The sequence below is a fragment of the Bartonella sp. AP88XZML genome, assembly GCF_042195565.1.
In the GTDB taxonomy this organism is placed as follows: Bacteria; Pseudomonadota; Alphaproteobacteria; order Rhizobiales; family Rhizobiaceae; genus Bartonella.
In genome coordinates this window covers 21976-29997 of sequence record NZ_JBHIOQ010000032.1, presented here as the reverse complement: position 1 = coordinate 29997, position 8022 = coordinate 21976, and the positions used below count along the sequence as shown (strand labels likewise).

Genomic DNA, 8022 nt, shown 5'->3' with positions numbered 1-8022 from the left:
CCCGAGACCTATAAGCATATCTGGGAAGGGGCTTATCTTACAGCGGTTCAAGGCGCTTATTATCAGAGGGAAATGTTGGCAGCCGAGCAGGAGGGGCGGATAGGGCGTGTCGCTCGTGACCCTTTAATGCAGATACGCGCCTTTTGGGATATTGGGGGGACAGGCGCCAAGGCAGATGCCACGGCGATATGGATAGCGCAATTTGTTGGCAGAGAGATCAGAGTGCTTAATTATTACGAAGCACAGGGACAACCGCTAACAGAGCATGTAGGCTGGTTGCGTCAAAACGGTTATGAGAAGGCATTGATGGTTCTCCCCCATGACGGTGCGACGAGAGACCGTGTGCACAATGTGAGTTTTGAGAGCGCTTTAAATGATGCGGGTTTTGAAACGCAAGTTGTTCCCAATCAGGGAGCAGGGGCGGTTAAGATGCGTATAGAGGCGGTGCGGCGTATTCTCCCCTCTGTTTGGTTTAATGAAGAGACAACCGTAGCGGGTCGTAAAGCACTGAACTGGTATCACGAGAAATGGGATGAGAAGCGCGGCATTGGTTTGGGTGCAGAGCATGATTGGTCGAGCCATGGGGCGGATGCCTTTGGTTTAATGTGCATTGTCTATGAAGCACCCAGTGTCAAACCCAAGCAAGAGCGTTATTGCACTATGGAAAGAGAAGCGGCATCATGGATGGCATTCTAGATCAAGACTTTCAAAAAACGACAATCCTCGATGAATATGAAATCTATAAGCGTTTAAAGTCTTGGTACGCAGAAGATATTGAACATGTTAATGAATGGCGTGAACAGGCGCGTGAAGATTTTGATTTTTATAATGGTCGTCAATGGGCAGAGGAAGATCTTGCGGTTTTAAAAGAGCAACGCCGTCCTGTCATGACTTTTAACCGCATTGCACCCCTTGTGAATGCTATTGTTGGGGCGGAGCGTAATAATAAGCGCGAAGTACAGTTTCAACCACGGCAAATGGGAGCGGCAATACCCAATGAATTGCTTACTGGAGCAGCAGAATGGTTTCGTGATGAGGCAGAGGCAGAATATGCCGATTCCGATGCTTTTCAGGATATGGTTATTTGCGGTATGGGCTGGACAGATACGCGGCTTGATTATGATACAGATCCCGAAGGGATACCTGCTGTTCAACGTTTAGATCCCTTAAAAATGGTTTGGGATGCCAATGCTGTAAGACCAAATCTCATTGATGCACAGCGTATGTGGTATGTTGATCGCAAATCCGTTGAGGATGCTAAAAGTCTTTTTCCTGATGTTGCTGTTGAAGATCTTAACGCCGATTGGGCTATCGATAGTACAACCGCTTCTGAGGATTCTCATGTGTCGCTTGATGCGTATCAAGATGACTCCAATGCGACGTCTCTCTCAGATCCGTGTTCTGGGAAACGCTATGTTACGCTGGTTGAATGCCGTTGGTTTGAATATGAGACTACTTACAAGGCACCTGATCTTCAAACAGGTCAGATGCGCAACTATAGCAAACAGGAGTTTGAACAGCTTCAAAGGGTAATGCCACAACTAAAAGGGGTGTGTTTTAATAAAAAAGTGGTGAGACGCGCTTTTCTGGGACGACGTCTTTTAGCAAATCCCGATAAGCCATTAGCACCTGATGGGCAACTTGGGTGGGAGTGTATCACGGGCACGCTGGATAAGCTTAAAAACCAGTTTTACGGGATTGTTCGCCCCGCAAAAGATCCACAAAAATGGTCGAATAAATATTTTAGCCAAGTGATGTATATCCTTAATAGCCAGTCTAAGGGCGGCTTGATTGCAGAACGAGGCGCTTTCGATGATGATCGCCAAGCCATGGAAAGCTGGGCGCGAACGGATACGATTACTTGGGTTAAAAATGGCGCGCTTACAGGAGGGAAAATTCAACCAAAGCCAAGTGCACAATTTCCCAATGGATTTTTCCAGCTGTTTAATGAATCGCGTGAAGCGATAACGCATGTAACAGGGTTATCGGCTGAGTTTATCGGAACACGGGAGGTCAACCAAGCCAATGTGCTGGAAAATACACGCCGGCAATCAACGCTTAATTTGCTTGCGGGGCTGTTTGATAATCTCAAGCTTTATCGGTGTAGGCAGGGAAAGATTATCCTTTATCTCATTCAGAATTATCTCTCTGATGGGCGTCTGGTACGTATTTCTGGACAAGAGAATGCGCAGTATGTTCCATTAACACGTGAAGCTGTCACAACGCTTGAATACGACATTATTGTTGATGATTCACCGACAAGCCCCAATGAAAAAGAGAAAACTTTTGCGACAATTACGCAGATGTTGCCGTTGCTTGGTGGGTTCTTAACACCAGAGATGATTCCAGATCTTTTAAAGCTTTCCCCACTACCGGCAACATTGGTAGCAAATTTAACGGCAAAAGCACAGCAGGCACAACAAGAACAACAGCAACAGCAGATGATGCAACAAAGCCAAGGGGCGCAATTAACTCCAGAGCAACAAGCAAAGATTGCTGTTTTACAGCAAGAAGCACAAGCAAAGAGCACACTCTATCAACTTGATGCACAGCAGAAACAAGCGGCATTGCAGCAGAAAAATATCGAACTTTTTTTAAAACAAGAACAAGCGCGCATGCAACTTGAGTTGCAACAGGCAAAAAATGAGATAGCGCAGCGTGATTTAGAACGCAAAGCTTTACAGGCACAGTTGGAACACTATCGAGTTTTGACAAAAAATATAATAGCACATTGAAGGGACAGAATATGGAAGAAGAGTTTACGCCTGAAGAACAAGCAATCTATGATGAACATTTTGCCAGTGATAATGTTGTTGAGTTGGTCGAGCCTGAACAAGTTGAGGAAGTTTTTGATGCAGAGGAAAGTTCTGAACAACCAGCTGTAGAACCACTTCAAGAGCAGCCAAATTCTGATGTAATAGAATCTGATAAACTAGAGCAAGAGCGGCAAGCACGCCAAAAGGCAGAACAAAGCGCCATTGAAGCGCGTGAATTGGCTATTGAACTTGCGCAAAAATATGCTGCAATGCAGGAAGAAATCACGCGCCGCCGTGAGGAAAATGTTCCCTCCCTAGAAGACGACCCACAAGCACATGTTGCATGGCTTAGTCATAAGGTACAGGAACAACAGAAATTGCTTGATGAGTTTTCTCATATGAGAGAGAGCCAAGAGCGCATGAGTCAAGAGGAATATGAACGCCAAAAGTTAGGGGATTATTTCGAGGAAGCCAAAGCGCAGGTACAAGATAAATATCCAGATTTAGACAGTATCACCGATTATCTCTATGAAAGAGCAGACAGTGTCCTACAAGCGCAGGCAGATCTTTATCCACAATGGAAAGACCCCATGGCTCGGCAACAGCAAATTGGTGTTGAATTGCGTCAGATATGCCAACAATGCCAAAAAGCCGGTATAAACCCAATAGAGGTGCTGGTGCAAAAAGCGAAAGCTTTTGGCTATAGTGAAGCGCCAGTTAAGGACGAAGTGGGAGCCCTTCAAGAGCGCTCTCAAGCAGCGCGGACGCTTACAGCGCGCGGCGGGCAAGTTCCAACAGGCGGTATGGATGTGAGAACGCTTTTTTCCATGCCGGAAGCAGAATTTGCAGCATGGGTTGAGAAAAATCCCAAAAAATTTGAACAAATTATGAGCAGAGCATGAAGATGTGCGCAATGGCGCGACAAAGAGAACCAAGTGATTGTTATCGTTTGGGGGTGCCGCAAGGCGAGTTTTAAAAACCAAGAAAGGCATTAATTGAAATGGCAGTAACAGAAGTAAAGCTCAATGATCCATTAGCCGTTGGCGTTTGGGCTAAGATGCTAAACACAGAGACCTCAAAAGCGTTGCCTATTGCACCGCTGATGGGGGAGAGCAAAAACAGCATTATCCAAGTGTTGGATGTGCTAGGAAAATCCGCTGGTGACTCTGTGACGAGCGGATTAAGAGTCCAACTTATGGGGGATGGCGTTAGCGAGGGACAAACGCTGGAAGGCAATGAAGAAGCCCTCCAATTTATGAATGAAAAGGTGCGCATCAACGAGCTTACTCATGCTGTGCGCATCAAATATGAAGGCTCTATTGATCAACAACGTGTTCCCTTTAATTTGCGTAAGGAAGCAAAAGATGGGCTTGTTGATTGGTATGCAGATCGCTTAAGTTTGATGTTCTTCATTCAGGCAGCAGGTTATACAGCACCATGGATTCACTTCGAAGGACGCAGCATAACCCTTAAACCCGTACATTATGGTTTTAATGCTCCATTAGAGCCAAGCAAACTGCGTATTATTCGCCCAGCTAAGAAAAAGACTGATGAAGAACTTACAAAAGACGATGTTTTTACATTAGATCTTATAGATCGGGCTGTTGAACGCGCTAAACTTGCTAATCCACGTTTGCGCCCTGTTCGTGTTGAAGGAAAATCGGCATATGTGATGTATCTCCACCCAACACAGGTGACCCAATTGCGTACCAATACAAAGAGTGGTCAATGGTTAGACATTACCAAGGCAGCTTATGATGGCTCTGGAGCTAAGAACCCAATTTTTAATGGTTCTTTAGGGATGTATAACGGTGTCATTTTGCGTGAAGCTGAACATGTCCCCAATGGTATCAATTCAAAGACACAAGAGCCTGTAACATCTGTTCGCCGTGCTGTGTTGCTTGGTGCGCAAAGTGTTATCATGGCTTATGGGCGCGTTGGCAATGGAGCAACAGGAGGCGATGGGAAAGGGGGAACACGCTATAAACTTGTTGAAGAACTGTTTGATTATCAACGTGAATTTGGGGTTGCAGCTAAAACCATTATCGGCATGAAAAAATCACGCTACACCTTGCCTCATTCTGATCAAGGGGGACAGGATTTTGGTACCATTGTCATCCCTTCTTTTGCTGAAGCAAGCTAATTATTAAAGGATGACAATTATGGCAGAAAAATCGCTAATTACACAGGAACCTGTTGAACCCGTTGAGACTGTTGAGACCGTTGGCATGATAGATGAGGGATTGCCACCTGTTTTGCAGGGACGTAACAACTCTACGCAGCAGGTTAGTTTTTTACGGGCACGTGTTAAATGTACAGATCAAGGGCTGATAACGAAAATTGGTGTTCTACCCCGTGGGGCTTTGATAAAAAGAATTCAAGTTTATACCATGACGGATTTTGAAGATGTAAAAGTTATATTTGGAAAAGAACCTAATGGCAATGATTATGGAGAAACAAAGCTTTTGCAATCTTACACTGGCAATGTGCCCCTACCTATGGAGGAACGAGATGTTCCGTTAGAGGCTGAAAATACGATTTACATGACACGAGACAAGCAAAGCACCAAAGGTGATGCTGAGGTGATTGTTGAGTTTTACACTAATCGTTAAAGGCAAGGGGGCGTTTATTGCTTGCGTTCCCCTCCTATACAAGATGCCCCAAGACATTTGGAAGAGGCTGATATGACAATAATAGTACAGACAGGTGGTCCGATTGGAGACAAACAGACCATTGCTCCTTGGGATAAAAATTTTATCCAGATGTTAAACGATATTCAGGATGAAATAGATGATCAAACAGATGAGTATGTTGATCAAGTGCAAAGGGCGATATTTTCGGCTATTCGCTTTTGTGAACGATTGCCTTTTTATTTCAATGAAAGCCGCGAAGTTGTTTTTACCACTCTAAAGGGCAAAAGCCGTTATGGCGCCGAGGCACATCCCTCTATAACAGGGGCTGTTCGCATTGTTGATGCTTATATTTATGAAGATAATCACAGCAAAGCAAAGCTTTTGCAGGTAGATCCTCTTGTTATTGAGAATCTTGAGGACGATTGTAGCCATGGCATGCCTACACGCTATGCTTATTTTGAACAAAAGCTTGTCTTGTATCCAACACCAGAGCGCGTTTATTCTATCAGGCTTATTCTTGACCCTGTAAGAATAAAAGATATTGAGAGTGCACAAGAAGCGTCCATATGGTTTTTAGAAGCCTATGAACTGATCAAAACGCGTGCAAAATATGAAATTTATACCAATATTATTAAAGAACCACAGATGGCAGCGGCAGCTTTTGCCATGTTTCAAGAGCAACTCGATGCGCTACAAATTGAAACATCACGGCGCAAGAATTTGTTAAAAATTCAACACACGGATTTCTGATGACCTTTATTCCTATTGCTGAGTATAGACCAGATGTTGCATTTATTAATAGTGGTTATTCTAGTGAGATTGTGAACGTTTTACCTGCACCAAATTCGTATATTCCGTTTCCTATTGTGGCGCCGGTCTCAGATCCTTTTCCGGATGTGGTTTTGGGGGTCTATGCGGTGCGCTCATTGGGTGGTGTTCGCATCATTGTGGGGGCACCAACAAAACTTTATGAATATGACAACAGCACGCGCGGCTGGAAAGACATTAGCAAACCTCACACACAATATCACGCCAATGAGACTGCACTTTGGTCTTTTGCCTCCTTTGGTGATCATATCATTGCTGTTAATAGCAATGACCCACCACAAATGCTTTCGTTAAAAACGGATGAAAGGTTTTGTGATTTGAGCGGTAATCCCCCGCGTGCTGGACTTGTGCGTGTGTGGGGTGATTTTGTTTGCCTGATGCAATTAACAGATAAGCCAAACCGTGTTCAGTGGTCCGGTTTGAATGATGCGACACATTGGACGGTTGGGGAGAAAAGTTGCGATTATCAAGATTTTCCCGATGGAGAATATGTTCAAGGGTCTACGGAATCAACAAATCCACTTATTTTCATGCGCTCCGCCATTTATCACGCAACCTTTGTACCAGGCTCTAAAATTATATTCAGTTTTGCAAAAATAAAAGACAAAATAGGTGCGAAAAGCAGCACAGCAATTGCAAGCCGTGGAGACTGTACTTTCTTTGTCTCTGATGATGGTTTTTATCAAATCAACAGTGCTGGTGAAATGCTCCCTATAGGCTTTGGTAAAGTCGATAAAACCATCTTCACACTTTACAATAACTTTGCCATTGATGAGATGAGGGCATGTATTGATCCGGTCTATTCTCGTGTTTATTTTTCTATCAATGATAACACTGAAGGGATGCATATTTATGTTTATGATTGGCTTTTGCAAATATGGAGTGTCATTAAGGGGCAAAACCTTCTCTTATTTCCCCTTTTTGCAGCCGGTTATACATTAGAAGGCTTAGACGAAGTACAAGAGAGCTTGAAAGATTTACCAGCTTCTCTTGATAGTAAGATGTGGCAAAATGGTGCGCCTGTTTTGGGAGCTTTTACGCCAGACAACACATTTGGTTTTTTTGCGGGTCCTCCAATGGAAGCAGTTATTGCTTCACAAATTGTGGGGGATACGGGCAGGCAAATCAACCTGATGAGTGAGGCTTTTGTTCAAGCGGATACAACAAAAGGTTTTTTAAGTGTTGGGGCGGCATTTATCATTGATAACAAGAACCAATTAAATTGGGCTAAGGAGCGTTATGCCGGCTATAATATTGGGATGTATAATATCCGTTCACGGGCGCGTTATCACGCTTTGCGTCTGAGAATACCAGAAGGCACACCATGGACACATATAACAGGCTTTGATGTAACGCTGAAACCCGCGGGCATAAGATGAGTTTTAAGATCTATAATACAGAAAAATGGAGCGCTGAACAAATGGCGCCCTATTTTGAGAATGTCATAAAATCGATAGCTTATTTTAATCAAAAATTCCCTGATGATTATAATACAGAGACCATTTTAAACGATATTTTGAAGGGAGAAAAAGTTCTTTGGATTATCGTTGATGCGCATGAAAACTTTATGGCGCATGTCACAACACAGTTACAGGAACTCGTCACTGGAGCATTAAGGGCTGTTATTGTCACGCTTGGTGGAAAGGGAGGAGCGCCCTTAACAAAGCTTATCACTCAGATTGAAGCTTATTACAAGGAAAAAGGGGCAAAAGAGCTTGTCATCATAGGCAGGCGAGGGTGGGAAAAATCTCTTAAAACGCATGGATATCTCGTTAATCTTTTAGAATATAGAAAGCAGCTTTAAT

At 43.8% G+C, this 8022-nt stretch carries 7 protein-coding genes and 1 pseudogene; all 8 read left to right on the top strand.

What is annotated here, in order from left to right; translation table 11 throughout:
- Nucleotides 1–696 (top strand): annotated as a pseudogene (locus ACFIK2_RS03990) (PBSX family phage terminase large subunit); the annotation flags it as partial.
- Nucleotides 681–2735 (top strand): portal protein, encoded by a 2055-nt coding sequence (locus ACFIK2_RS03985; RefSeq protein ID WP_375676908.1) that lies wholly within the window; start codon nucleotides 681–683, stop codon nucleotides 2733–2735. The pseudogene ACFIK2_RS03990 and the gene ACFIK2_RS03985, both read left to right, overlap by 16 nt.
- A gap of 11 nt (nucleotides 2736–2746) precedes the next feature.
- Nucleotides 2747–3658, top strand: a complete 912-nt coding sequence (locus tag ACFIK2_RS03980; RefSeq protein WP_375676907.1) for a hypothetical protein — start codon at nucleotides 2747–2749, stop codon at nucleotides 3656–3658.
- Nucleotides 3659–3756: 98 nt separating this feature from the next.
- On the top strand, nucleotides 3757–4899 hold the full coding sequence (locus ACFIK2_RS03975; protein WP_375627856.1) for a N4-gp56 family major capsid protein: 1143 nt from the start codon (nucleotides 3757–3759) through the stop codon (nucleotides 4897–4899).
- Nucleotides 4900–4918: 19 nt separating this feature from the next.
- Nucleotides 4919–5368, top strand: coding sequence for a hypothetical protein (locus ACFIK2_RS03970; protein ID WP_375627857.1), 450 nt, complete (start codon nucleotides 4919–4921; stop codon nucleotides 5366–5368).
- Between the two features lie 72 nt (nucleotides 5369–5440).
- Nucleotides 5441–6139, top strand: a complete 699-nt coding sequence (locus ACFIK2_RS03965) for a hypothetical protein (RefSeq protein WP_375676906.1) — start codon at nucleotides 5441–5443, stop codon at nucleotides 6137–6139.
- A complete protein-coding gene (locus ACFIK2_RS03960; protein ID WP_375676905.1) occupies nucleotides 6139–7596 on the top strand; it encodes a hypothetical protein in 1458 nt (485 codons plus the stop codon). The genes ACFIK2_RS03965 and ACFIK2_RS03960 overlap by 1 nt, the downstream gene beginning before the upstream one ends.
- A gap of 41 nt (nucleotides 7597–7637) precedes the next feature.
- Nucleotides 7638–8021, top strand: a complete 384-nt coding sequence (locus tag ACFIK2_RS03955; RefSeq protein ID WP_273754499.1) for a hypothetical protein — start codon at nucleotides 7638–7640, stop codon at nucleotides 8019–8021.
- The last annotated feature ends 1 nt before the right edge of the window (nucleotide 8022 follow it).